Here is a 24,421-nt window from a genome sequence, read left to right on the forward strand (position 1 = left end):
AAACCAAACCTTAGCCGAAGAACAACCATGGCCGCCAAGCGACCCGCGCGGGCCTCGCTTCGCTATGCGAAGGCTCCGCTCAGCCCGCACTACCGGCGGGAGTTACACCAACTGTTGGGACACTGCTCGGTTATGGGAGGAGTTGGGTCCGCCAATCGGCCCGCGCTGCTGCCCCTATTCCGGCCAACCGATCAGTGCGGCAATGATTTTTGATGGCTCGTGCGATATTGACCATGTCTTGCCCTATTCCCGCACACTGGACGATGGCTTTGCAAACCGGACGCTGTGCCTCAAGGCGTTCAACCGTCAGAAAACCAACAAAACACCCTGGGAGGTTTGGGGAAACACACCACAGTGGGAAGTCATCGCCGCTAACTTGAAGAACCTGCCCCCGAACAAAGCCTGGCGCTTTGCCCCCGACGCGATGGAACGCTTTGAGGGTGAAAACGATTTCACTGAACGCGCCCTGAAGGATACGCAATATCTGGCCCGCATCGCGCGGACCTATCTGGACGCGCTATATGATGGTGGCGACCGGCGGCGGCACGTCTATGTAGTGCCGGGGCGCATGACCGAAATGCTGCGCCGCCATTGGGGGCTCAACAGCTGCCTGCCCGACCGGGATGGCGCGGTGAAGGCAAAAAACCGCACCGACCACCGTCACCATGCGATTGATGCAGCGGTGGTTGCCGCGATTGATCACGGCCTGATTATGCGGATCAGCAAAGCCGCCGGGCGCGACGAAGAAGGTGGCAAAGGGGCCGAGGACATCGCAAGGTCCACGCCAGCCCCCTGGGACGGGTTTCGCGCTGATATCAAGGCGCAGCTCGACAAGATCATCGTGTCCCACCGCGCGGATCATGGACGCATTGACCGCGACGGCCGAAAATCGGGCCGCGACAGCACCACAGGTCAGCTGCACAATGATACCGCTTACGGCATCGTTGACGATCAAACCGTAGTCAGCCGCACTCCGCTTTTGTCGCTAAAACCTGGTGATATCGCCCTGACAACCTCGGGCAAGAACATCCGCGACGCCCAATTGCAAAAACTGCTTTTTCTGGCGACCAAAGGTAAAGAGGGCAAGACGTTGGAAGCCGCGTTACAGGAATTCGCCGCCCAGCCTGGACCCTATCAAGGTATCCGCCATGTGCGGCTAATAGAAAGCCTGCAATCTTCTGCGCGGGTTGCAATCCCTGATGCGGCGGGTGTTCCGTTCAAAGCCTATAAGAGCGATAGCAATTATTGCTATGAGATCTGGCGCATGCCAGATGGCAAGCCAAAGGCACAGGTGATCACCACCTTCGAGGCGCATACCGACAGCACCCGCAGGCCCCACCCCGCCGCCAAACGCCTGTTGCGGGTGTTCAAACGCGATATGGTAATAGTCGAGCGCGATGGCGTGCCAATGGTGTGTTATGTGCAGAAACTTGACGTCGCAAACGGTCTTTATCTTGCACCCCATACCGAGGCTAATGCCGACGCCAGAAACCGCGACAAGACCGACAGCTTCCGCTTCCTGCAAATGGCGGCTGGAACCTTGATCAAAGCCAAAATCCGCCGCGTCTATGTCGATGAAATCGGGCGCCTACGCGACCCCGGGCCAGCACGCTAACCGCATAGATTCGCGCGAATCACCATACCGTGCCATCTTCCCATGGGTTTAGGAGGCTGGCACGGTGGATCAGGTCATCGACATATCAACCGACGGCAGGCATCTGTCGCGGGAACGCGGCTTTCTCAAGGTGTCTGAGGACGGAGTTGAAATCGGCCGCACGCCGCTTGATCAGATCGCCGCCGTCATCGTCCACGCCCATGGCACCACCTGGTCGACGTCGCTCTTGACCGAGCTGGCCGACCGTGGTGCCCCGGTGGTCTTATGCGCCGCCAATCACGCCCCGAAATCCGTCTTGATGCCGCTGGAGGGGCATCACGCGCAAGGGGCACGGATGCGCGCGCAGCTGTCGGCCAAAGCGCCGCTGGTCAAACGCGCCTGGCAGCAGGTCATCCGCGCCAAGATCGCCATGCAAGCCGCCGCTCTGAATGCCTACGGCGAGCCGGACGCGCCGCTATTGATGATGCGCCGCAAGGTCACATCCGGCGACAGCACCAACCAGGAGGCGCAGGCCGCCCGCCACTATTGGCCCCGCATGATGGGTCAAACCTTTCGCCGCGACACCGATGCGGGCGACGAGAACGCCTTGCTGAACTATGGTTATACCGTGCTGCGCGCCGCAACCGCCCGCGCCGTCGTTGCCGCCGGATTGCAGCCGACCATTGCCCTGTTTCATACCAATCGCAGCAACGCCTTTGCCCTTGCCGATGACCTGATGGAGCCTTTCCGCCCCTTGGTTGATTGCGCCGTCCGCAGCATTGTGACCAAACGTGGCAGCGCTGTTGATACACCCGCCAAGCAGGCTCTGGCCCGCCTGATCGCGCTTGATCTGCCTTTGGGCGATGGCACCACGCCGGTCTCGGTTGCGCTGACCAAGCTGGCGACATCTCTGGGGCAAAGCTTCGCGTCTGGAACGCTGACACTCGCCCTACCCTCGCCCCCCGATCCCTTGGTTCTGCGCGGGCTGGGGACATGACCGCCACGCCACACCATCTGTCTGGATATCGCCTTATGTGGATATTATTGATGTTTGACCTGCCGACCGACACCAAACAGCAGCGCAAGGACGCGACGGATTTCCGCAATTTTTTGCTGGACGAGGGGTTCGAGCGCAGCCAGTTTTCCGTTTATGCGCGTTTCGTAAACGGCAAAGAGGCCTTCGCGACCCGCGTTAACCGCATCGAGCGTCATCTGCCCGAGTCCGGCGATATCCAGATCCTGAACTTCACCGATCGCCAATATCGTGATATTGTGCATTTCTCGGACCAGGGCCGCAAGACGCCTCGGGAAAATCCGCAACAGCTGGTGATGTTTTGATGCGATTCGTCTGGAAACACCATAGTGGATCTCTGACTAAATCCATTTATATCAAAAGCTTAGTTAGAGATCGACTATAGCTGTTCAAAATTCGCGGTCCAGCCGCAACGCCGAACGGTAGCTTGTCCTTCGGGTAGATACTATAGCTGTTCAAAATTCGCGGTCCAGCCGCAACGCAGCAAGGCAGCGCTCGATGAAGCGCGCAACTATAGCTGTTCAAAATTCGCGGTCCAGCCGCAACCTTGGCGGAGTTCGGACTGACGCCTGCGGCACTATAGCTGTTCAAAATTCGCGGTCCAGCCGCAACCGCCACCACGCACACCGACGACAAGCAACAACTATAGCTGTTCAAAATTCGCGGTCCAGCCGCAACGTAGTAGATCAGCGCTGAACGATACGCGGACTATAGCTGTTCAAAATTCGCGGTCCAGCCGCAACCTCGCAATACTGCGCCCGCAGCCGGAAGTTACTATAGCTGTTCAAAATTCGCGGTCCAGCCGCAACCCGATGTTGTTTGCCCACGCGGCTGCGGCGACTATAGCTGTTCAAAATTCGCGGTCCAGCCGCAACCAGCGCCGAACAAGGGGGATGAGTGATGGCACTATAGCTGTTCAAAATTCGCGGTCCAGCCGCAACCTGACCGTGCTTGCATCGGGCATGGGGACCACTATAGCTGTTCAAAATTCGCGGTCCAGCCGCAACTGGTTCGCATGGCTGGACCGGCTGATGACAACTATAGCTGTTCAAAACTCGCGGTCCAGATTGGTCGCATCCTGAGCTCTTGCAACGCCCACACGATCCGTCGCAAGGGGCGTTGGGGGTATTATTGGGGGTATTTCTCTATACTGTGGAATTTTTATCTAATATTAATATAGCGTTAATTCACCAAGTAGACTCCCTTCAGCGCACCAGTTTTCTGTCCAGAAATGCCGAGATGGTCTTGGGAAGCCCCTGTTTTTCAAGGGGTTTGCGGTTTGGGCTGGTCTATTTGGACTAAGCGCGGCTGATGGAGCGTGCTTGTTCTGGCGGCAATATGTATCGGCGGGTTTGGGAGTGGTGCGGAGGCCGGTAAGCCAAATCCAGATTCGATAGCTGAAGCGGAAAGAGGAGCCTTGCAGGGTTTCAGCCTTGGCGGGTTCTGTGCCACTGCCACGCCTTCTGACGCGCGCGCGATCTGCGTCCCTTGCTAGGGAGTGTCGCGGGGGGCGTAGGTCAGCACCATTGTCACCGCCACACCGACCTCCACCCGTGAGGCGCTTGCGGCAATCTCCGCTAGAGCACCGCACCGATGTCTTCGGCGGCGCGTTGCAGCAGGCCGAAGACGCGGTCTTTGAGTTCCTGTTCCTCGTATTGCCCCGAGGGAAAGACAATCGACACCGCGCCCAGAACCTGCCGCTCGCCGCCGAACACCGGCAGCGCCAGCGAACTGACCCCCTCGACATATTCCGAGGCGCTCAGCGAGTAGCCACAGCGCCGGATGGTGTCGAGCGCGGCGGCGAGTTCCTTGCGGCCAACCAGCGTGTTGGCGGTATGCGCGGACAGGCTGAGACTGTCGAGAATCGCCTCGCGGTCCTCGGGCTCCAGAAAGGCCAGAATGGCGCGGCCGACAGCGGTCGGGGCGGCGGGCACGCGGCTGCCGACGGTGACCATATTCAGCGAAAACCGGTTCGGCACGAAGGCATGGGCGACATAGACCGCCTCGTCGCCGTCCGGCATCGCCAGCGAGACCGACTCGCCGATCTCATGCGAGACGCGGCGCAGCACCGGCTGCACAACCTGCGGAATGCTGCGGGTTTCCAGAAAGCCGCGGCTCAAGCGCAGCACCCGCGGCGTCAACTGGTAGCGCCCGCGATCATGGCTGACAAAGCCGAGCTGCTCGAGAGTGCGGATCAGGCGCCGGATCGCCGCGCGGTTCAGCTGCAGTTTTGTGGCGATCTCGGAGATCGTCAACTCACGGTTGCTGCCGTCAAAGGCGGTGATCACCGACAGGCCCTTGGCAAAGGTGGACGAGACCTCTTTATCGTCCTGATCCAGCCGTTGATACAATATCATACCGGTGCCCGTTCGCTGCGCGGCGATGGCGCCTGATGGCAAGTGAACAGAGCCAAAGCGTCCGCCGCGCGGCTCCGGAATTGGTCCGGCATACCGACACCCCCAGTCATGAAAAATCAGGCGACAAAGAACCGTATCCTGCGCCACCACAGCTTTCAACAACCAGTTGATCGCCCTGATTGAGCACCGGCGCCGAGCGGCTTCCCAGCTCTTGGATATCGCCGTTTTGTCGCAGGACACGCGCCGCGGCCGGTTGCGGCGCACCGCCGCCCAGCAGCCCCTTGGGCACATGCCGGAACCGGTCACCGCGCAGCGACACATGGATACCGTCCTGCAAGGCGAGATAGCGCCGCGCGATGCCGTCGCCGCCGCGCCAGCGCCCGCTGCCGCCCGATCCCGCGCGTACACGGGCTGACAGCAGCCGCACGGGGATCTGGGTTTCCAGCGCTTCGGCGGGCATATTCATCGCATTGCCGACATCGGTCGAGATCCCCGAGGCGCCATGCTGCGCGGGGCCGCCACCGGCGCCGCCCGCGATGATCTCGGTGGCGATGAACCGCGTGCCATCGCCCCGCGCCCCCGAGAAGGCGAGGACAAAGGACATCCCCGAATTTGCCGCCGGCATGATCTCGGGCCGCGCCGAGGCCAGCCCCTGCAACAGCGCCGATGTGGTGCTGCGCACGATGCCCATACGGGCGTTCACCGCCGCCGGTGGCGACGCATTGATCGCGCTGCCCTCGGGCAACACCAGATCAATGCAGCGGACCACGCCGCCGTTGCGAAACACCTTGTCCTCCATCGCGCTGAGCAAAGCGTAGAAGGCCGCCGCGAAAGGGCCGGAGCGCACGCAGTTGATCGGCGCCGCCACCTGCGCGCTGGTGCCGGTGAAATCGGCGCGAAACTGACCCTCCGTGCAGGTGAGGCGCAATTTGATCTTCACCTCGGGCAGTCCCGGCGCGGGGTCGAGCTGCTCGGCGGCCTGATGCGGGCCCGGTGCCATAAGTGCAATCGCCCGCCGCGCCACCTCTTCGCCGCGCTGCAAACAGGTCAAAGCGCCAGCGACATAGGTCTCATTCCCGACTTCCGCGACCAGCCGCGCCAATAACCTGCTGGCGGTGATCGCCGCGCCGATCTGCGACGAGATATCCCCCAGCACCGTATCCGCGGCGCGGGAGTTGCGGGTGATCAGATCCTCGACCAGCGGGTCGATATGGTCGCCTTGCCCCATGCGCAGCGGGCCAAGCCGCAGCCCTTCTTGAAAGATATCAATAGCATCCGGCGGCACCGAGCCTGCGCGCATACCGCCGACATCCTGATGATGCAGGATGCTGGCCGCCAGCGCGATAACCCGGTCACCGACAAAGACCGGCCGGATAACCGTGAGGTCGGGCAGATGCGTGCCGCCCTCGAACGGGTCATTCATCAGATAAAGTTCGCCCTCGCGCATCGTCTCGAGGGGGAATTTGGCGAGCACCGCGCGGGCGGATCCATCGAGCGCGCCGAGCAGCAGCGGGATCGCATCCGAAAGCGCCAAGAGCTCGCCTTCGGGCGTCAGGAGCGCGGCGGCGGCGTCATTGCCCTCGCGTACCACCGGCGACACCGCGGTGCGAAACAGCATAGTCTGCATGCTCTGGGCGATGGCGTTGAGCCGCATTTGCAGGGTCTCGGGCCGCAGCGCCGACCCGCGCGTATTGCTGCGGGTCAAGGATACCATCCCCGCCGCATCGTGGCGCTGCCATCCCGCGGGGGGCTGCACTTCCGCGACCGTCTCGCCCGCCAGCACCGGAGGGGGCGCGTCGCTCAGGCTGGCGATAGAGAGGTTAAAGACAAACCCCGCCTCGCGCGATGCCCTGCCGAAACGCGCCGTGTGATCCTTGGCAAATGCCGCGCGCAGGTCATCCACGCCGGGCGTCTGCACCTCAAGGTTCAGCGTCACCGGATGCATAAAGCCGTTCGGCGCCAAAGTGACCCGAAGCCTGCCCTGCGCCGTATCGGCTTGGCTCTGGCGCAGGCGCTCGACAATCCCGCCCAACTCCGCGTCGGTCAGCTTCGCCAGCGCGCGATTGACCGGCGCCGAGGCCTCACGCAGATGCCGCGCCAGCAACAGCCCGACAGCGCCGGACATCGCCCCAAGCCCGCCGATAAACACCCGCTCACTGCCCAGCCGTTCGGCCAGAAGACAGGCCAATGTGCCGCCCAACCCGCCACCGACGATCAGTGGCACCGCCGCGGGGTCGATGTTGCGGTCCACCGCATAGCGGATCAGGCGGGCGACGATCAGGTCCAGCGCCGCATCACGGATCGCCAAGGCCAGCGCCTCGGGGTCACGCGACGCTTGCTCGGCCAATCGGGTGATACGCGAGCGGGCATCGCGCGCCAGCGTATCGGGCACTGCTCCGAGGCAGATCAGCGCATCGGTCAGGCTCGGCGCGTCTGGTGCGGGGGCGGTGGCAAGGCGCAGCCCCGCGGCGTCCTCCCATCTGGAGCCGCCACCCAGCGCGACGCTCTGGATATCGGCCATTTCAATGCGCGTCGGCACGTCGGACACGACGCTGTAATGGGTGAGCGCGGGCGCGCCATCCGCGATCAGCGCGATATCGGTGCTGGTCGATCCGATATCCAGCGCCAGCGCCTGTGGCACCTTCGCCTGCCTTGCCACTGCGCCGGCAAATAGCGCCGAGGCGGCGGGGCCGCTGACCAATTGGCGGCTGGCCAAGGTCGCCGCCTCCGCGCCGCTGACCAGATGCCCGCGCGATTCGGCATAAGACAGGCGTCCGACAAACCCCAGTTGGTTAAGAACCGCCCCGATATCGGCGAGATTGGCACGATGCGCCGGATGCAAGGCCGCCTCGAGACAGGCGGAGACCGTGCGCTCGTATTCGCGGGCGCTGCCATCGACCTGATGAGACAGGATCACCGGAATATCGGGGGCGACCTCGGCCAATATCTTGGCGCAAAGCAACTCATGCGCGGGGTTGAGATGGGCGAACAACAGACAGACCGCGATCGCCTCGACGCCTTGATCGCGCAGCGCGGCACCGGCCTCGCGCAGCATATCCTGCGCCAGCGGGGTCAGCTCCGCGCCCGATGGGCTCAGGCGCCCGCCGACCTCATGGATCGCTGCGGGCGCGACCAGAAATGTGGGCGAGGGCGAGCGCGCCACCGGTTGATAGAGGTCGGCACGGTTCTGGCGCGCCAGCGGCAGCGTATCGGCAAACCCCTCGGTGGTGATCAGCCCGACCCGCGCCAGATCCCGACCCAGCAGCATATTGATTGCGCCGGTCGAGCCGATGCGGATCTCGTCCAGCGCGGCGGGATCCATGGCCCGGTCTTGCGCCATCTGCGTGATTGCCGCGCCGATCTCCTCCGCCGCCGAACCCGCGCCTTTGGGCATTTTGGCGGTGATGATCCCGCCGCCGCGCGCAAGCGCCAGATCCACGGTTGCGGCGCCGATATCAATGCCCAGTATGCTCAAGACACACCCTCCCCGACCTGCGCATGCAGCGCGGTCTCCAGCGTCAGGAATTCCACATCACTGCCCCCCGGCACCCGCCACATGGTCGAGGCAAACCGCCCGCGGGTGCCCAGCGCGATGATGCCGTGATGCCAGACACCGGGGTGATAGATCACCAGATCCTCGGGCCCGCCGATAAACCCGCGCGCGGCGCTGGCGTCGGGATGTCCCTCCCAGACGATCACCAGATAGCTGGCGACGAACATCGGGACAAACATTTGCGCGCTATGCGGATGGCGCTCGGCCTGGGTGATGCGCAAGGCGGACGAGGCGGCCTCGACATCATAGAAATCCAGCGCAAACTCGGTCGCCTCGGGATCATGCCGGAAGACCGCGGGTGATTTGGTCAGGCAGACAGCGCCGCCGCGGATACTCTTGGTGACACCTTGCCTGTCACCGGCGACATGGCCATAAGGCGCGAAACTCTCACTGGTCAGTGGCTGAAACGGAATCATCCCGCACCTCGTTTTGTTCGATTATCGACTAAAATTCTGTATGATAGAACGCCATTTACCGGCCCGCCTGTCAATTAAAACCGTCAGAACTTTCGAATGCACACGCATAATAGTCAAGAAAACCGCGCTTTGACGCGAAAACTTTTGGATGAAGCCGCTTGACTGGTGAAGATAACGCTGCAACGGTAAGCGAACATACATTCGATATTCGACATTTGGTGGCATCATGACCTATCGCCTTTGGGGTGAACACTCGGCGCACGAACTCAAGGCAACTGTCGATGACGCCACCGTCGCGCTATTGCCGGTCGGCGCGGTCGAACAACACGGGCCGCATTTGCCGCTCAACACCGATGCCGCGCTGGCCGAAGGCATCGCGCTGGCCGCCGCCAAAGCGGTGACTGACGCGAATATCCTGATCCTGCCGACGATCTCGGTCGCCAAATCCGACGAGCATCTGGATTTCCCCGGCGTGCTGACGCTGGATGCGGCGACGCTGGGCGCGGTGCTGATGCAGATCGGCAAAAGCGTGGCGCGCTCGGGTGTGCGCCGTTTGGTTTTGCTCAACGCCCATGGCGGCAATATTCCGGTGCTGCAAACCACCGCCCGCGCCCTGCGCATCGAGGCGGGGATGTTCTGCGTCGCCGCGGGCTGGATGAGCATGGGCTACCCCAAGGGGTTGATCCCCGACGAAGAACTGCGCGACGGCATCCACGGCGGGCTGGTGGAAACCGCCGCCATGCTACATCTGCGCCCGGATCTGGTGAATATGGCTGCGGCGCAAGATTTCATCCCCGCATCGCGCGCAGTGGCCGAAAATAACGAGGTTCTGCGCCTCTTGGGGCCGGTATCCGCCGGTTGGATCATGTCGGATTTGAACACCGAGGGGGTTGCCGGCAATGCCGCCGCCGCCACGCCCGAGATCGGCAAGGCGCTGGTCGACCATGCCGCCACCCGCTATGCGCGTCTCTTGGATGAGGTCGCGCGCTATAACATCCCCTTTGACGCGCCGCAGCCATGATCCTGAACGCCCGTCCGCAGACCAAAGGAGCGTGGTTCACCAACGCGCTGGTGCCAGCGGCGCTGACCGAGGGCTTCGCGCTGGGCGCCAGTGACGCGGGTAACGGCTTGGCGAGCTTTGATTTCGGCATCACCGCCGAGGGCCGGTTGACCGCCGAACGCGGCGATGCGAAGCCGGTGGACTTGCAGGGGCGCATGGTGCTGCCGACCTTTGTCGACTCGCATGTGCATTTCGACAAAGCCTATATCGTCGCGCGCACCGGCATCCCCGACGGCGGGCTGATGGAGGCGGTGAGGCTCTCGACAGCGGACGCGGGCAACTGGACCGCCGCCGATCTGCGCGCGCGGATGACCCGTGCCTTGACCCGCGCCTATCACAACGGCACCTCGGCGATGCGCACCCATCTGGATACGCCGGTGATGCCCGCCGACAGCCCCGCGTGGCAGGTGTTTTGCGAAATGCGCAGGGACTGGGCGGGCCGCGTTGATCTGCAAGCGGTGGCGTTGATGGCGCTTGAGCGGGTCGAGGGGCCGGATTTTGCCGAGCGCTGCCAGCAGATCGCCGATATGGGCGGCATCCTCGGGGCCTTCATCGCTCCGAATACCGCCACGCCCGAACGTCTGGACAGCCTGTTTACCTGCGCACGCGCGGCCGGATTGGATGTGGATTTCCACGTCGATGAAACGCTCGATCCCAAGGCCAATGCGCTTGAGTTGATCTGTGACAGCATATTGCGCAGCGGCTTTGACGGGCGGGTGATGGCGGGGCATTGTTGCTCGCTGCGCAGCGCCGCGCCTGCGGATCTTGCGCGGATCACCGGGAAGGTCGCGCGCAGCGGCGTCCATGTCGTGTCCCTGCCGCATACCAATCTGTTCTTGCAAGACCGCGCCTCTGGCCGGACCCCCGCGCTGCGCGGGATCACCGCCGCGCGCGAGCTGGCCGCTGCCGGAGCGTCAATACATTTCGCCTCGGACAATGTGCAGGACCCGTTTTATCCCTACGGCGATTTCGACATGTTCGACAGCTTCCGCATGGCCGTGCGCGCCGCGCATCTCGACAGTGATATCGCCGCTTGGGCGCTGCGCCAGTTCCGCACCGCGGCAAAGGCCTGCGGCTTTGACCACCATGGCCGCCTGAGCGCCGGAGCCTCTGCCGATCTGATCCTTTTCGACGCCAATAACTGGACCGACCTAATGAGCCGCCCCGCGCAGGACCGCGTGGTTTTGCGCGCAGGCGAACCGCTGCCTTCACAAATTTTCAATCTGCGCGACCTCTTCGCGATGGAGCCTTCATGACAGCAGATATTGCCGCCTGCCGCGCAGCGCTTGCGCATCTCGACATCGACGACAACCCCAAGACCGTGCGCCAGAAAAGCCGCGATTTCTTTTGGTATAGCCCGATTTTGAAAGAGCAGCTGGAGGACCTTACTGCCGATCTGGTGATCGCGCCGCGCTCGGTGGATGAGGTCGTCGAAGTGCTGGCAACCTGCTGGAAACACAATGTTCCGGTCACCACCCGTGGCGCTGGCACCGGCAATTACGGCCAAGCGATGCCGCTCTTTGGCGGTGTGGTCCTGCATATGAAACATATGAATGAGGTCCTGAAGATCGGCGCGGATTATTTCATCGCGCAGGGCGGCGCGGTGATCGGGGATATCGAGCAAAGCCTGCGCGAAGAGGGCAAGGAAATCCGCCTGTTCCCCTCGACCATGGGGTCGGCAACCATCGGCGGTTTCGTGGCTGGCGGGTCCAGCGGCGTTGGTGCGATCCGCTGGGGCGGGCTGCGCAATCCGGCGAACATCCGCCGCCTGCGGCTGGTGACGATGGAGGAGACCCCGCGCGTGCTCGACCTGATCGGCGAGACGGATATCAGCAAGGCGGCGCATGCCTACGGGGTCAACGGGGTGATTGTCGAAGTGGAAATGCCCGCCGATCCGGCGATCGCGTGGATCGATGTGATCATCGGCGTCGATAGCTTCGAGAAATCCTGCGAGTTGGCGCTGCTGATTGGCGACGAAGAGACGCTCTGCAAGCGGATGCTGTCGAATTTCGAGGCCGAAATCCCGCAGAACTATTTCGGCCGCCATCGTCCGCTCTTGCAGGCCGATGAGGCGATGCTGGCGGTGACGGTCTCGAAAGACTGTATCGACCGGCTGGCCGAGATTGTGACGGGGTTCGAGGGCGCCACCCTGCGCGTGCGCTATGACCAGTTGGACGCGGGCACCCGTCTGCCCGCGGTGTTCGAGCTGGCGTGGAACCACACCACCCTGCGCGCGCTGCGCACCGATCCGACGATCACCTATCTGCAGATGATGCTGGCGCGCCCGACGATGTTCGAGACCCTGCGCGCGATCAAATCCCGCTTTGGCGATGAGTTGATGATGCATTTCGAGTTCACCCGCTTTAGCGGCGTCGTCACCCCCGTCGGCATCCCGCTGGTGCGCCATACCAGTAACGAACGGCTCGAAGAGATCATCCAGATTCTCGAGTTGGAAATCGGCGCGCCGGTGTTCAATCCGCACCGGATCACGCTGGAGGAAGGCGGGATGAAAAAGACCAACCCCCACCAGCTGGCGTTCAAACGGCAGGCCGATCCCAAGGGGCTGATGAACCCCGGCAAGATGATCGCATGGGATGACCCGGATTGGGCGCCGACGCCGGGCAAGACCTATCTCTTCGCGGAATGATCCCAACGCATTTCACCGCCTGAACCCGAAAGGACGCGCGCTATTATGACCGACACCAAAGGCCATGTTACGATCATTGGCGCAGGCATCGTCGGCGTCAGCTGCGCGGCGTTTCTTCAGCGTGAGGGGTTTGACGTCACCGTTATCGACCGGCTGGAGCCGGGGCAGGGCACGTCATTCGGCAATGCCGGTTCGGTCTCGCCCAGCGCGATCCTGCCGGTGGCGATGCCGGGGATGGTCAAGAAACTCCCGCGCTGGCTCTTGGACCCGCTGGGCCCCTTGACCGTGCGCTGGTCCTATCTGCCGTGGATCGCGCCCTGGCTGTTGCGCTTTATCCGCCACGCCAGTCGCGACGAAGCCCTGCGCGTGGCCACCGCGATGCGCGATCTGATGGGCACGGTATTCGACGACTACCGCGCGCTGCTCAGCCCCGAGGATTTCGCCGAGCTGTTTCGCCGCAACGGCTGTCTCTATGTCTACGGAAGCGGTGAAGAACTTGCCGCCGCCAAATGGTCCCTCGATCTTCGGCGCAACCTTGGCGCCGAGATGGTCGAGATCGGCGGCGATGACATACGGCAATTGGAACCGGCGCTGAACCGGCGCTTTGAGCACGGGATTTTCGCGCCCGAGAACGGCTCGACGATTGATCCTTACCGGCTGGTCAACAGCCTCGCTGATGAGGTCAAACGGCGCGGCGGTAAATTCGTCAGCGCCGAGGTCAAGGATGTGGTGATCGGCGCGGAGGGGCCGACCGCGCTGGAAACCACCGCGGGGCGGCTGCCGGTGGACCGCTTGGTTCTGGCGGCGGGCGCCTGGTCCTCGCCGCTGGCCAAAAAACTGGGCGCGAAGGTGCCGCTGGAGACCCAGCGCGGCTATCATGTCACCTTTGCCAACCCGCAGATCAAGGTGAACCGCACGGTGATGTGGAACACCCGCAGCGTGTTTATCAATCCGATGGAATGCGGGCTGCGGATCGCCGGCACGGTGGAACTGGCCGGTCTCAAGGCCGCACCGAATTATGCGCGCGCCGATAAACTGACCGAAATCGCCCGCGAGATGTTTCCGGGTCTTGATACCGCAGAACAGTCGAAATGGATGGGGCACCGGCCCTGCCTGCCCGACAGCCTGCCGGTGATCGACCGTTCGCCCAAGTTTGCCAACACCATCTTTGCCTTTGGTCACCAACATGTCGGCATCTGTTCGGGAGGACCGACCGGCAGACATGTGGCCGCGCTGATGGCGGGGAAAACACCCGCCATCGATCTGACGCCATTTTCAGTGAACCGCTTCTAACGAAAACACAAAAACGGCCTATCCACGGGAGAACACATCATGACTTTGCAGGCTGAATCCCAGCCCTCGGACGGCGCCCCTCCGGCGGGCCCCCAGACCGGCGGGCCAAGACCCTTGGGCGAGGTTGCGCTGTCGTTTGAGAACATCTCGATGCAATTCCCCGATGGCACGCAGGCGCTGGAAGATGTCTCGCTGACCATCCGGCAGAATGAATTCGTCTCGGTGGTCGGGCCGTCGGGCTGCGGCAAGTCCACGCTGCTGAAAATCGCCTCGGGTCTGTTCCCGCAGACCTCGGGCATCGTCAAAGTGGACCGCGAGCAGCTTGGCTATACGTTTCAGGACGCGACCCTGATGCCGTGGCGCAAAGTGCGCGGCAATGTCGAACTGCTGATGGAGCTGCGCGGCTATTCCAAAGCCGAGCGCAAGCGAATTGCGCTGGAACAGATCAAGATGGTCGGGCTGGACGGGTTTGCCGATCACTACCCGAAACGGCTGTCGGGCGGGATGCGGATGCGCGCGTCGCTGGCACGGTCGCTGGCGCTAAAACCCAATGTCTTCATGTTTGATGAACCCTTCGGCGCGCTGGATGAAATCACCCGCGAGCGGCTGAACGATGAATTGGTGTCGCTGTTCATGCGCAACAGTTTTACCGGATTATTCATCACCCATTCGATCCCCGAGGCGGTCTATCTATCCAGCAAAGTGGTGGTGATGTCGCGGCGCCCGGGAAGGATCCTCAAGGAATTCGACATTCCCTTCGCCTATCCGCGCGATCCCAATCTGCGCTTTTCCGCGGAATTCGCCGCGCTTTGCAATGAAATCTCGGTCTCCCTGCGTCAGGCAATCGAGCAATGAGGCCCGCCATGACCCAAGCACCCGCCCCGAAACTCACCGATCATCAGCCGGTTCCGGTCTCTGCACCCAGCGGCGCGCTTAAAAACCTGATGCTGCTGCTGGTGCCGCCGATCATCCTGTTCAGCATGTTCCTCATTCTCTATGCGATGGTGCGCGCCAATCTGCAGGAGCACCGCCAGTTCCTGATGCCCTCAGGCGCGGAACTCTGGGCCAATGCCTTCGGACGCCCGGAAGTTCTGGCCGAACTGGCGCAGCGCTCCTTGATCACCATCGGCATCGCGCTGACCGGCCTGAGCATCTCGATTCCGGTCGGCATTCTGCTGGGGGTGATCATGTTCCGCGCGACAATCCTCGAGCGGGCGATGTTCCCCAATCTTGTCGCGCTGCAATCGATCCCGACCCTCGCGATCATCCCGCTGATCCAGACCGCGTTGGGGTTCGGCACCCTGCCGAAAGTGTTGATCGTGGCGAAATTCACCATGTTCGCGATCCCGATCACGCTGCTGCTGGGGCTGAAAAGCGTCGACCGCGGGATCATCAACCTGTTTCGCCTGCAAGGCGCAAGCTGGCGCACAACGCTGGTCAAAGCCTGTTTCCCCTCGGCGGCACCGGCCTTGTTTGCCGGTCTGCGGATCGCCGCAAGTCTGGCGGTGATCAGCGCGATTGTGTCCGAGCTGTTTTTCCTCGCCGGTCGCGGCGGCCTTGGGCAGATGATCATCAACTCGAAAATCGATTTCAAATACGAGCAAATGTATGCGGCCCTGATCACCGCCACCTTCCTATCGGTCTGCGTCTACATCGCCTTTACATGGCTGGGACATAGGCTCTTTTCAGACTGGCACGAATCCGGAGGTAAAGAAAACTGATGCTGCGAGCGCGGTCGCGATTGCCATTTGAACCGGCATCGCCACCGCAAAAGACCCGAACAACAGAGAGGACATGAACATGAAGACACTGAAATCAGCACTTCTGGCGACACCGATGGCCGCATTGTCGGTCGCGGCTTCGCCGGTCTTGGCGCAAGAGGCGGGGGCTTTCGCCGCGCAGGCCTATACGACGCCGCTGGCCGATGTATGCCCCAACCCCTTTGTGATCCAGAAAGACTGGCTCGCGCAGGCCGAACACGGGGCGCTCTACCAGATGATCGGCGGCGGCGGCACCATGGAAAGCGGCCGCTACACCGGCCCGCTGGGCAGCACCGGCATTGATCTGGTGATCCTTGAGGGCGGCGGCGGCATGGGGCTGGGCGACGGCGAAACCGCGTATTCCGCGCTCTATATGGGCAACTCCAAGGCCGGTCTGCGCCCGCATATGGGCTATCAGGAGCTCGACAACGCCTTTATCTTCTCGGCACGGTTTCCGGTGGTTGGCGTGGCCGCCCCCCTGAATATCGCGCCGCAGGGTCTGTTTTGGGACCGTGGCACCTATCCCGAGGGGTTCCACAGCATTGACGATATCGTCGCCTTCGGCGAGTCCGGCGCGGGCATGATCTATGTCTCGACGATCCAGCGCACTTTCGGTCTGTATCTGGCGCAATCGGGCGTGTCGCGCGATGTCTTTGTCGAAGGCTACCGTGGTGATGGCGAGAATTTCGTCACCAACAACGGCACCTGGCTGAACCAGGGTTTCGTGACCAGCGAGCCCTATTCCTTCTCGACCGGCAACAACTGGGGCCGCCCGATTGACGCGGTGACGGTTGGCGAGTTGGGCTATCCCAATTACAGCGGCATGCTGTCGGTGGCGACCGACCGGATGGACGAGCTTGCGCCCTGTCTAGAGGGCTTGGTGCCGATCATCCAGCAGGCGGTGGTCGATTACATGGATGACCCGACCGAGGTTCTGGAAACCATCCATGAGTTCACCCAAGCGGGCCATGCAACCTCATGGTGGCGGCTGTCGATGGAGCAGCTGGAGTTCGGCTGGACCACGCTGAGAGAGCGCCAGATCATGGGCAACGGATCGAATGAGACCGTCGCAGATTTCGACCCCGAGCGGGTGGCGGTGATGTTCGACATCGTGCAGCCCTGGCTTGATGAGCGCGCGCTGGATGATCTTGATCCGCAAAGCGTGATCACCAACCGGTTTATTGATCCCAGCATCGGCCTCGAGTGAAGCGCTGCTGCGCCAGATGAGCAACAACGCCGCCCCGGCAACGGGGCGGTGACAGCATGTATAGGAGAGGCATATGCCCCATCCGGTAAACCCCGCCGACCTGCCTGCGCCGTTTTCCAATTATAGCCACGCGATGGAGGTGCCCGCCGGTGCGCGCCTGCTGGTCTGTTCGGGGCAGCTTGGCATGCGGGCGGATGGCAGCATTCCGGCAGAGACCTCAGAACAGGCGCGGATCTGTTTCGACAATATCCGCGTTCTGCTGGCCGAGGCGGATATGGGGTTCGCCGATGTGATCCGCATCAACGCCTATGTGACCGACCGCGCCCATATGGCGCCCTATATGGATGTCCGCAACGCGCTGTTTCCAGCGCCCTTTCCGGCCTCGACATTGATGATCGTCAGTGGCTTTACCCGCCCCGAATTCACCGTCGAAGTCGAAGTGATGGCCGCCAAACACGACTGATCGGGCGTATCAACAGTTATCGTGATGCTCGGGCCTGACCTCGGGCCAAATGCGCGGTGCCTCGGCCCGCGCATTTTGCGTGTGGGGCAGGGCCGAACCACTCAACACCGCCCTCTGCAGGCGTTTTGCGTCAGAACCTGATCCGCTGGGGACTGGCTGCACATAATGATTGACTGCACAAAAAATCGGTGGAAGGCTGGTATAAAGCGCAGTTGGTCGATTATACACCAAAGCGCACCCCAAACCGGCTGTTGCCCGTCGTGCATTTGGCAGAGGAAATTCAGGATGACCCACTCCCCCCAACCCGTGACCATCACATCGAGCTGGGTCAGGATCGCGTCGGTCGAGGCCCTGCAAGGCGAGCGGCCTGTGATTCCGGTCACCGCCTTTGGTCAGGCCTTGGTCCTGTTTCGCGATGAAGAGGGCGAGCTGGGGCTGATCGGCCGCTATTGCCCGCATCGCGGCGCCGATCTGTGCTATGGACGGCATGAGAACAACGGGCTGCGCTGTCCGTTCCACGGCTGGCATTTTGACCGCTCGGGGCAATGCACCGAACAACCGGCAGAGCCCGAAGATTCGAAAATGTATAAGATGATCCGCCTGCCCAGTTTCACTGTGGTTGAACGCGACGGGGCGATCTACGCGCAGGATGCCGGTGCGCTTCCTGCCGCGACCTGAGCCCCTAGCCCCCGTATCCAAGAGGACCAAACGCATGATCTCTCAACAGCTAAACGACCTCATCACGCGGATCGGCCCCGACACGGCGGCGGGGGCGGTGCACCGCAAATACTGGCAACCCGCGGCGCTCACCGATGAGTTGCCGGATGCGGTTGCCGGTGAACCCCCGATGCTGCCGGTCAATCTGCTGGGCGAGCGGCTGGTGCTGATCCGCGACGCCGCCGGCGCGCTGTCGCTGGCCACCCGCGAGGCCGCAGCCGACGAGCCCCCCGCCCATCACCCCGCGCGCGCAGATATCAAACTGGTCGCGGGCGGCCCGACCTATCCGGTGGTCGAGAAGAACGGCATCTGCTTTGCCTATCTCGGCGGTGGCGACGCGCCTGCATTTCCGAATTTCGACTGTTTCCGCGCGCCCGAAAGCCATGTGTTCGCCTTCAAAGGCCTGTGGCAGTGCAACTGGCTGCAAGCGCTGGAGATCGGCATTGATCCCGGTCACGCCTCGTTCCTGCACCGGTTCTTGCAAGACGAAGACCCCAGCGACGGCTACGGCAAGCAGTTCCGCGACAAGGCGGCGAATACCGATATGCCGATCACCCAGGTGCTGCGCGAATATCCGCGCCCCGAGATCAAGGTCGAGGAAACCGATTTCGGCCTCAAGATCACCGCCCTGCGCCATATGGACGGGGATCTGACCCATGTGCGGGTGACCAACCAGATTTTCCCCTCGGCGATCTGCATTCCTATGTCGCGCGAGATGATCATCACCCAGTGGCATGTGCCGATCGACGATGAAAATTGCTATTGGTATACGATGTTCACCAGCTTCCAGAACCCCGTGGATAAGGCGGTGATGCGCGCCCAGCGGCTCAAGGAGCACAGCCTGCCGACCTATGCGCCGCTCAAGAACCGCGCGAACAACTACCACTATGACCCCGCCGAGCAGAAGTCGCTGACCTATACCGGCATGGGGCTGGATATCAATGTCCATGACCAATGGGCGGTCGAGGGTATGGGGCCGATTCAGGACCGCACGCGCGAACACCTCGGGCGCGGCGACGCGGCGATCATCCGCTACCGGCGGATGCTGCGCAAGGCGATCAAAGAGCTTGAGACCGGTCAGGCCGAGCGCCTGCCGATGCAGGACCGGCAAGCAACATCGCAGCTGGTGGGGCCGCTGTCGAATGATGCGATCACCGGCAGCGAGGATTGGCTGGCCGCCAGCTTGGCCGCCGATCAGGAGCGCCGCAGCGCCGCGCCTTGGGACGCGCATATATGACCCCCGAGGCTGCTTGCGCCGGTGCAGAGCCGTTTCAGGATATTCTCGACGGGTATTTCACCCTGCGCGAATCGCTGCGCCAGATGATGGCGCGGCACGGGTTCCAATGGGCGTGGCTGACCCTGCGCCATGCGCCGATCATGCAGATTGACGGATTGCCGCCAGAGGCGCCGGTGCCCTTGCATATGCGCGATGGCTATGCCGGATTTATCGACGGTATGATGCTGACCGTGATCACCCGTGACGCCTCGGATCTGCTGCTGCACGGAAGTGGCGCATGGCGCTGGCTCGACCGGCCCGACGCCACCGGCCTGCCGCAGGATATCCGGCTTGGCGAGCCCGCCTATCTGACCGGATTTGGCCTGTCCGCGCGTCCCATTGCGCCGCTGCGCCGGATTTCTGCGGATGAGGTATTGGGTGAGGCGCGCGATGTGATGCGCGATTCCGCAGCGTTTCGCCCGTTTTCTGCCTGAGCGCTCCGGCCTTACCCGCTGCGCAGCAGGGACTTCTTGTAACAACCCGGATCCATATCGCGGATATCGACGCTGATCGCATGGATCTCGGGGCAGGTCGCCCGCAGATCGCGGGTCATCGCCTCGGCCAGCGCCAGTTTCACCTCGGGTCTGCGCCCCGCCAGCAGTGCAATCGTGACATGGATGAAACTCTGACCACCGTCGCCCAGTAGCACCGCCTCGTAGGGCAGTAGCCGCGCCTTGATATCACCGCGCTGCATCACCCCGCTGGCGGCGGCGCATTCGACCGCCGCCTGCAACACCGCGCGCCGGTCGATCCCGTCCTCGGCGAAATACTCGATCACCAGATGCGGCATGTTCAGAAAATCCCGAAATACTCGGAATGCTCCCATTCCGTGACCGTGCCCAGATAGCGCTTCCATTCCGCGCGCTTGAGGGTCGAGATATATTCGGCAAAATCCGCCCCCAGACGTGTGCGATAGAGATCGCCGCCCTCAAACGCCTCGATCGCCGCGATCAGACTGGGCGGCAGCAGCGTCGCGTCATTGCTATAGGGGTTTTCAACCGGCGGCGGCGCGCTCAGGCCGCGCTCCAGCCCCGACAGTCCCGAGAGGATCTGCGAGGCGAAATAGAAATACGGATTGGCGGCAGGCTCGGCGACGCGGTTCTCGACACGGCTGGCGCCATCGCCCGGCGCCATCAACGCCCGCACCATCGCCCCGCGATTGTCATAGCCCCATTCAACGCGGTCGGGCGCCAGTTGAAACGGCTGGTAACGCTTGTAGCCGTTGACCGTCGGCGTGGTCAAAAGGCAGCTCTCCTGCGCATGCGCCAACAGCCCCGCGATCCACGCCTCGGCCTGCGCGGTCAGCTTGCCCGCCGCCTCGGGGATGAACATATTGCGCCCGCTGGCATCGGTCAGCGACTGGTGCAGATGCCAGCCGCTCGAGGCGCTGTTCTCGGTCTTGGGACGGCACATAAAGGTCGCATGCAGCCCCTCACGGGTGCAGACTTCCTTCACCATCGTGCGGAACATGATCATATTGTCGGCATGGGTCATCGCATCGGCGGGCTCGAAGGTGAATTCGAACTGGCTTGGCCCCATCTCCACCTCGGTCGAGCGCACCGGCAGTCCCAGCGCCTGCGCATGACGGCGCAGCATATCCATCACCGGCTCCAGCCGGTCGTAATTGGCCTCGGACAGATATTGATAGCCCTGATCCAGCAGCTCGGTCTGCGGCGGCACCCCGGGCATGCCGGTCTGGTCATGCCCGCGCGCGTTCTGGGTCAGCTGATAGACGTGAAACTCGACCTCCAGCCCCACCGTCAGCCCGTAACCCGCCTCGGCCAGCGCCGCGACGGCATGGCGTAGCACCGGACGCGGCGCAAACGGCAGGGGCCGCCCGTCGCGCGCATAGGGATCGCAGAAGATCCACGCCGAATGCGGCGCCCATGGCAGGGTGCGAAAACTCGCGGGATCGGGCACCAGCAGCATATCGCCGGCCCCCGCCATCGTCGCCATGAAGCCGGTCTGACCGGCCTCCCAGACCGGAAACACCGTGCGGTTCGAGGTATCCTTGAGCAGCAATGTGCTCGGCAGGTTCAACCCGCTGCGAAACACCGAGGCCAGACTTGCCGCGGTGACGGTTTTGCCGCGCAGCAACCCGTGCTGGTCGGCGAATACCACGCGCACGGTTTCCAGCGAGCTCCCCTCGATCCGCGCCAGCAAGGCCGCCGCCTGTTCAACCATCGCCGCGTCCAGCAACCCGTCCTGTGCCAGCCGTCCCGCGGCAATCTGTGAGTGATGGGAAGAAGTCATCTTATGGCCGCCCTGTTAGAATTAGCGAGTGTGCCGGAACCGTTGCGCGAAGTCCCGGGGGAATGTCTCTGGTCACCGCCCGCGCCATGGGTTTGCCGCGGGCCAGAGCCGCCGACTGACCCGGCGCTGGTGTCATCGACAGCCGCGCGCTGAACCGCGCCCACACCAGCCGCGCCGCTGCAGATCGGCATCAGGCGCGACAGGAAAATCCGGCACGAAATCCGGCTGTTTCCCCAGTCGAACGCTTGTTTTGCCGCAGGCCTTCACTTTACGCTCCGTTTGTTCGATAATCCACCATATGGTTGCTAAACTTTTGACCTGTCAAGGATAGTATGACTTGCCTGCGCCAGATTTGACCGGCACTAGATCGCAATAGAGATCCGCGCCGTCACGTCAGGCGTTGAAATGTAGGAATGATGAACGTGCAGCCAGACATCCCGCTCAAGGATATCTCCCTGACCTTCATGAAGGGCATGACGGTTCTCAGGGCGTTTGACGACACCCACAGCCATTTGTCGCTGGCCGAGATCGCCCGCCTCACCGGTTTCGAGCGCGCGGCGGTGCGGCGTCTGGTGCTGACGCTGGTGCATCTTGGCTATGTGCATAAGGACGACAACCGCTACTCCCTGACCCCCCGCGTCTTGGTTCTGGGCAGCGGATTTCTGCGCGGCAACCAGTTCGGGCGGCGCGTGCAGCCGCTGATCGAGCTGTGCGCGCGTGAGGTGGGCTATAGCGTCAGCCTGGCGATGCGCGATGGCCCCTCGGCGGTCTATGTCGCGCAATCCTCGCAGCAGAACGCGCGCTATACTTTCGGCTTCACCATCGGCAGCCGCCTGCCGCTGCTCAGCACCGCCATCGGGCGCATGCTATTGGCTTGGGGCGACGAGATCTGGGCGCAAGAGATGCTCGAGACCCTGCCGATCGAGCGGTTCACACCCAATACCTTGATGGAGCGTGACGCGATCGCCACGGCCATCGCCAGCATCCGCGAGGCCGGTGTGTCGATTGTCGAAGGCGAGTTCGAGACCGGCGCCGTCGGCATCGCGGTTCCGGTCGGCGCCATGCACCGCGCCGAGGCCGCGCTGGGGATTTCCGAACCGATGAGCGAGCTTTCCGCCGCCGACTACCCGCGCCGCGCGGAAATCCTCCACCGCTATGCCAACCAGATCGCAGACGAGTTGCGATAGGGCGCTGACCGCAAGCAGAGTGGCGTCTGTCTTTGGTTCCGCAGGGCGGCGCCAGCGGAGAGAAGCCACCCCCTTGCCCCCCCGCTGGCTGGGGCGACGGGCGCTAGAACCAGCGCCCCACAGCGATCAGATGCGCGGTTGGTGACAGATCGACTGCGCTGCCGGTGATCCGCATGGCGCTGATATCGCTGGCTTTTACCGCGTCGCTGCCGCCGATCACCAGCGCCACCGCGCGGTCAATGCCGCTGCCACCGCCCGCCATGGCGCTGCCCGACACCTGCGGCGGCGCAGCGAACGCGGCAGGATAGGTCCAATCGACCGCCGCCGTCGCATAGGGCGCCGCATAGCTCCCCGCACCCGTCGCAAGGATCGAGCCCAACCCGATCTCGTGGTGGCAAATCTGCGTGCCATCGGCCCAGCGCAGCAAGCGCCCCGTCGCTGTTGCCCCGCTCTCGATCACCGCGCCGGTCGGCAGGCCGCCCGCCTCGCTGACCGGCCCGACAATCCGCCCCTGATGGATCACCTCCACCCAAGGCGACCAGCCGCCGCCGCCGTAGCTGCGGGTGAACTGGCGGAGTTCATCGGCCTGCCCGCTCGCCGGCGCGGTGGTAAAACTCTGCACCCATTCCGTGGCCGAGCGCCGCAGGTTGACCAGCGCCCCCGCCGCCGCAATCGGGTAGTTATTCCCCGAAGTATCCGCCGCGTCAGAGATGTAATAAAGCCCCGACGCCATGAGCGCGTCCAGATCATCCGCCGCGCCCAAACCCAACGCCGTGCCCAGCCCGAAATCCCCACTGCGCAGCAAGCGACCCATGGTCAGATCAACGGGCGATTGCGTCACCGCCGTGCCACTGGCCAGCCCGCTGCCCGAAATCTTCAACGCCTCATGCCATGTCGCCCCGTCCGCGCTGACCTTGATCGCAAAGTCATCGCCGCCCGCGGTGCCCATCTCGGCCCGCCCCGACCAGCCGGTTTGAAACAGCAAAGATGCGGTGTCCCCCGCCGCAGATTTGTTCAGCTTCAACTGATGCCCCGCACCCTCGTGATTGAGCAGCGTCGCCTCGGCACTCACCGCCAGCCGGTTTACCGCATCATAGCCCGCGTTCACCCCCAGCCCCGCGAGGTTCTGCAAGGCGGGCAGGGCAGGGGCGACCCATTCCGTCCCGTCCCAGATACGCAATTCCGCCCCCAAAGCGGCCCGCCAGCCCACGCGCGGCGCGATAAACAGCCAGCCGCCATTCGCCCAAGCCGCCAGCGCCCCGTCCTGCCCCGCCCAATCGTTCACCGCGCCCGCACCCAAGGCCCAGACCTGCCCCTCCAGTGGCGCGGCGGGCGGCGTCACCTGCGCAAACCCCTCCACCCGCAACTGCACCAGCAGATCCAGCCGCTCCAGCGCCTCGTTATGGGTGATATGTTTCTGCGCCTGCGCGGCTTGCAAATAGGGCAGGGCGAGATTGGTGGAATACTCGGGCACGGGTGACCTCCAGATGTCAGTTTCGCCGCCATCCTCCGCGCCAAACCCTCACCCCGCCCTAGCGCAGCGCCCGCCGCCCCTGCGGGCCGCGCAACAGCCGATCACCTCCGATCACCTCTTGGCGCGCCACG

Annotated in this window: 21 protein-coding genes and 1 CRISPR repeat array; of the genes, 15 read left to right on the plus strand and 6 right to left on the minus strand. The window is 63.2% G+C overall.

Going from position 1 to position 24,421, the window contains the following annotated elements; all coding sequences use genetic code 11:
* The first annotated feature begins 64 nt into the window (after positions 1-64).
* The 3 genes from cas9 to cas2 all read left to right on the plus strand — a co-directional run bounded on the left by cas9 (position 65) and on the right by cas2 (position 2,932).
* Positions 65-1,615: a type II CRISPR RNA-guided endonuclease Cas9 gene (cas9, locus tag DDE20_RS04385; RefSeq protein WP_276308525.1), complete on the plus strand. Its 1,551-nt coding sequence runs from the start codon at positions 65-67 to the stop codon at positions 1,613-1,615.
* 64 nt (positions 1,616-1,679) lie between these two features.
* Complete coding sequence (cas1, locus tag DDE20_RS04390; RefSeq protein ID WP_116557269.1) at positions 1,680-2,591, plus strand: type II CRISPR-associated endonuclease Cas1; 912 nt, start codon at positions 1,680-1,682, stop codon at positions 2,589-2,591.
* Between the two features lie 35 nt (positions 2,592-2,626).
* Complete coding sequence (gene cas2, locus DDE20_RS04395) at positions 2,627-2,932, plus strand: CRISPR-associated endonuclease Cas2 (RefSeq protein ID WP_116557270.1); 306 nt, start codon at positions 2,627-2,629, stop codon at positions 2,930-2,932.
* A 73-nt stretch (positions 2,933-3,005) separates the two neighbouring features.
* Positions 3,006-3,635: direct repeats of the CRISPR family, unit length 37 nt; unit sequence ACTATAGCTGTTCAAAATTCGCGGTCCAGCCGCAACC.
* Positions 3,636-4,204: 569 nt separating this feature from the next.
* Here the strand turns inward: cas2 and DDE20_RS04400 are convergent.
* The 3 genes from DDE20_RS04400 to DDE20_RS04410 all read right to left on the minus strand — a co-directional run bounded on the left by DDE20_RS04400 (position 4,205) and on the right by DDE20_RS04410 (position 8,953).
* Positions 4,205-4,984: an IclR family transcriptional regulator gene (locus DDE20_RS04400; RefSeq protein ID WP_116557271.1), complete on the minus strand. Its 780-nt coding sequence runs from the start codon at positions 4,982-4,984 to the stop codon at positions 4,205-4,207.
* A 106-nt stretch (positions 4,985-5,090) separates the two neighbouring features.
* Complete coding sequence (locus DDE20_RS04405; protein WP_116557272.1) at positions 5,091-8,459, minus strand: hydantoinase B/oxoprolinase family protein; 3,369 nt, start codon at positions 8,457-8,459, stop codon at positions 5,091-5,093.
* Complete coding sequence (locus DDE20_RS04410) at positions 8,456-8,953, minus strand: ureidoglycolate lyase (RefSeq protein WP_116557273.1); 498 nt, start codon at positions 8,951-8,953, stop codon at positions 8,456-8,458. The genes DDE20_RS04405 and DDE20_RS04410 overlap by 4 nt, the downstream gene beginning before the upstream one ends.
* 226 nt (positions 8,954-9,179) lie before the next feature.
* On the opposite strand from DDE20_RS04410, the gene DDE20_RS04415 reads away from it, so the two are divergent.
* The 11 genes from DDE20_RS04415 (at position 9,180) to DDE20_RS04465 (ending at position 19,810) form a co-directional block, all read left to right on the plus strand.
* On the plus strand, positions 9,180-9,974 hold the full coding sequence (locus DDE20_RS04415) for a creatininase family protein (protein ID WP_116557274.1): 795 nt from the start codon (positions 9,180-9,182) through the stop codon (positions 9,972-9,974).
* Positions 9,971-11,269 (plus strand): cytosine deaminase, encoded by a 1,299-nt coding sequence (locus DDE20_RS04420; protein ID WP_116557275.1) that lies wholly within the window; start codon positions 9,971-9,973, stop codon positions 11,267-11,269. Before DDE20_RS04415 ends, DDE20_RS04420 begins: the two co-directional genes overlap by 4 nt.
* A complete protein-coding gene (locus tag DDE20_RS04425) occupies positions 11,266-12,660 on the plus strand; it encodes an FAD-binding oxidoreductase (RefSeq protein ID WP_116557276.1) in 1,395 nt (464 codons plus the stop codon). The genes DDE20_RS04420 and DDE20_RS04425 overlap by 4 nt, the downstream gene beginning before the upstream one ends.
* A 45-nt stretch (positions 12,661-12,705) precedes the next feature.
* A complete protein-coding gene (locus tag DDE20_RS04430; RefSeq protein WP_116557277.1) occupies positions 12,706-13,953 on the plus strand; it encodes an NAD(P)/FAD-dependent oxidoreductase in 1,248 nt (415 codons plus the stop codon).
* A 39-nt stretch (positions 13,954-13,992) separates the two neighbouring features.
* A complete protein-coding gene (locus DDE20_RS04435; RefSeq protein WP_165814425.1) occupies positions 13,993-14,808 on the plus strand; it encodes an ABC transporter ATP-binding protein in 816 nt (271 codons plus the stop codon).
* 8 nt (positions 14,809-14,816) lie between these two features.
* Positions 14,817-15,674: an ABC transporter permease gene (locus DDE20_RS04440; protein ID WP_116557278.1), complete on the plus strand. Its 858-nt coding sequence runs from the start codon at positions 14,817-14,819 to the stop codon at positions 15,672-15,674.
* A gap of 79 nt (positions 15,675-15,753) precedes the next feature.
* The gene (locus tag DDE20_RS04445) at positions 15,754-16,920 is read left to right on the plus strand and encodes a hypothetical protein (protein ID WP_133240319.1); all 1,167 of its coding nucleotides are present in this window, start codon (positions 15,754-15,756) and stop codon (positions 16,918-16,920) included.
* A 73-nt stretch (positions 16,921-16,993) separates the two neighbouring features.
* Entirely contained in the window at positions 16,994-17,383 is a 390-nt protein-coding gene (locus DDE20_RS04450; RefSeq protein ID WP_116557280.1) for a RidA family protein, read from the plus strand.
* 285 nt (positions 17,384-17,668) lie between these two features.
* The gene (locus DDE20_RS04455) at positions 17,669-18,061 is read left to right on the plus strand and encodes a Rieske 2Fe-2S domain-containing protein (protein WP_116557281.1); all 393 of its coding nucleotides are present in this window, start codon (positions 17,669-17,671) and stop codon (positions 18,059-18,061) included.
* Between the two features lie 34 nt (positions 18,062-18,095).
* A complete protein-coding gene (locus DDE20_RS04460) occupies positions 18,096-19,337 on the plus strand; it encodes an aromatic ring-hydroxylating oxygenase subunit alpha (RefSeq protein ID WP_116557282.1) in 1,242 nt (413 codons plus the stop codon).
* Positions 19,334-19,810: a hypothetical protein gene (locus DDE20_RS04465; RefSeq protein WP_116557283.1), complete on the plus strand. Its 477-nt coding sequence runs from the start codon at positions 19,334-19,336 to the stop codon at positions 19,808-19,810. The genes DDE20_RS04460 and DDE20_RS04465 overlap by 4 nt, the downstream gene beginning before the upstream one ends.
* Before the next feature lie 11 nt (positions 19,811-19,821).
* Here the strand turns inward: DDE20_RS04465 and DDE20_RS04470 are convergent, their stop codons facing one another.
* Positions 19,822-20,166 carry a 5-carboxymethyl-2-hydroxymuconate Delta-isomerase gene (locus DDE20_RS04470; protein WP_116557284.1) on the minus strand — a complete coding sequence of 115 codons (345 nt, stop codon included), beginning with the start codon at positions 20,164-20,166 and terminating at the stop codon, positions 19,822-19,824.
* Between the two features lie 2 nt (positions 20,167-20,168).
* Positions 20,169-21,629 (minus strand): glutamine synthetase family protein, encoded by a 1,461-nt coding sequence (locus DDE20_RS04475; protein WP_116557285.1) that lies wholly within the window; start codon positions 21,627-21,629, stop codon positions 20,169-20,171.
* A 413-nt stretch (positions 21,630-22,042) separates the two neighbouring features.
* Here DDE20_RS04475 and DDE20_RS04480 point away from each other — a divergent pair, with 413 nt between their 5' ends.
* Positions 22,043-22,816: an IclR family transcriptional regulator gene (locus DDE20_RS04480; RefSeq protein ID WP_116557286.1), complete on the plus strand. Its 774-nt coding sequence runs from the start codon at positions 22,043-22,045 to the stop codon at positions 22,814-22,816.
* Positions 22,817-22,919: 103 nt separating this feature from the next.
* Here the strand turns inward: DDE20_RS04480 and DDE20_RS04485 are convergent, their stop codons facing one another.
* Positions 22,920-24,290 carry a DUF2793 domain-containing protein gene (locus DDE20_RS04485; RefSeq protein ID WP_116557287.1) on the minus strand — a complete coding sequence of 457 codons (1,371 nt, stop codon included), beginning with the start codon at positions 24,288-24,290 and terminating at the stop codon, positions 22,920-22,922.
* Positions 24,291-24,421 lie beyond the last annotated feature (131 nt).

The organism is Pararhodobacter oceanensis, assembly GCF_003076755.1.
Taxonomy (GTDB): Bacteria; Pseudomonadota; Alphaproteobacteria; order Rhodobacterales; family Rhodobacteraceae; genus Pararhodobacter; species Pararhodobacter oceanensis.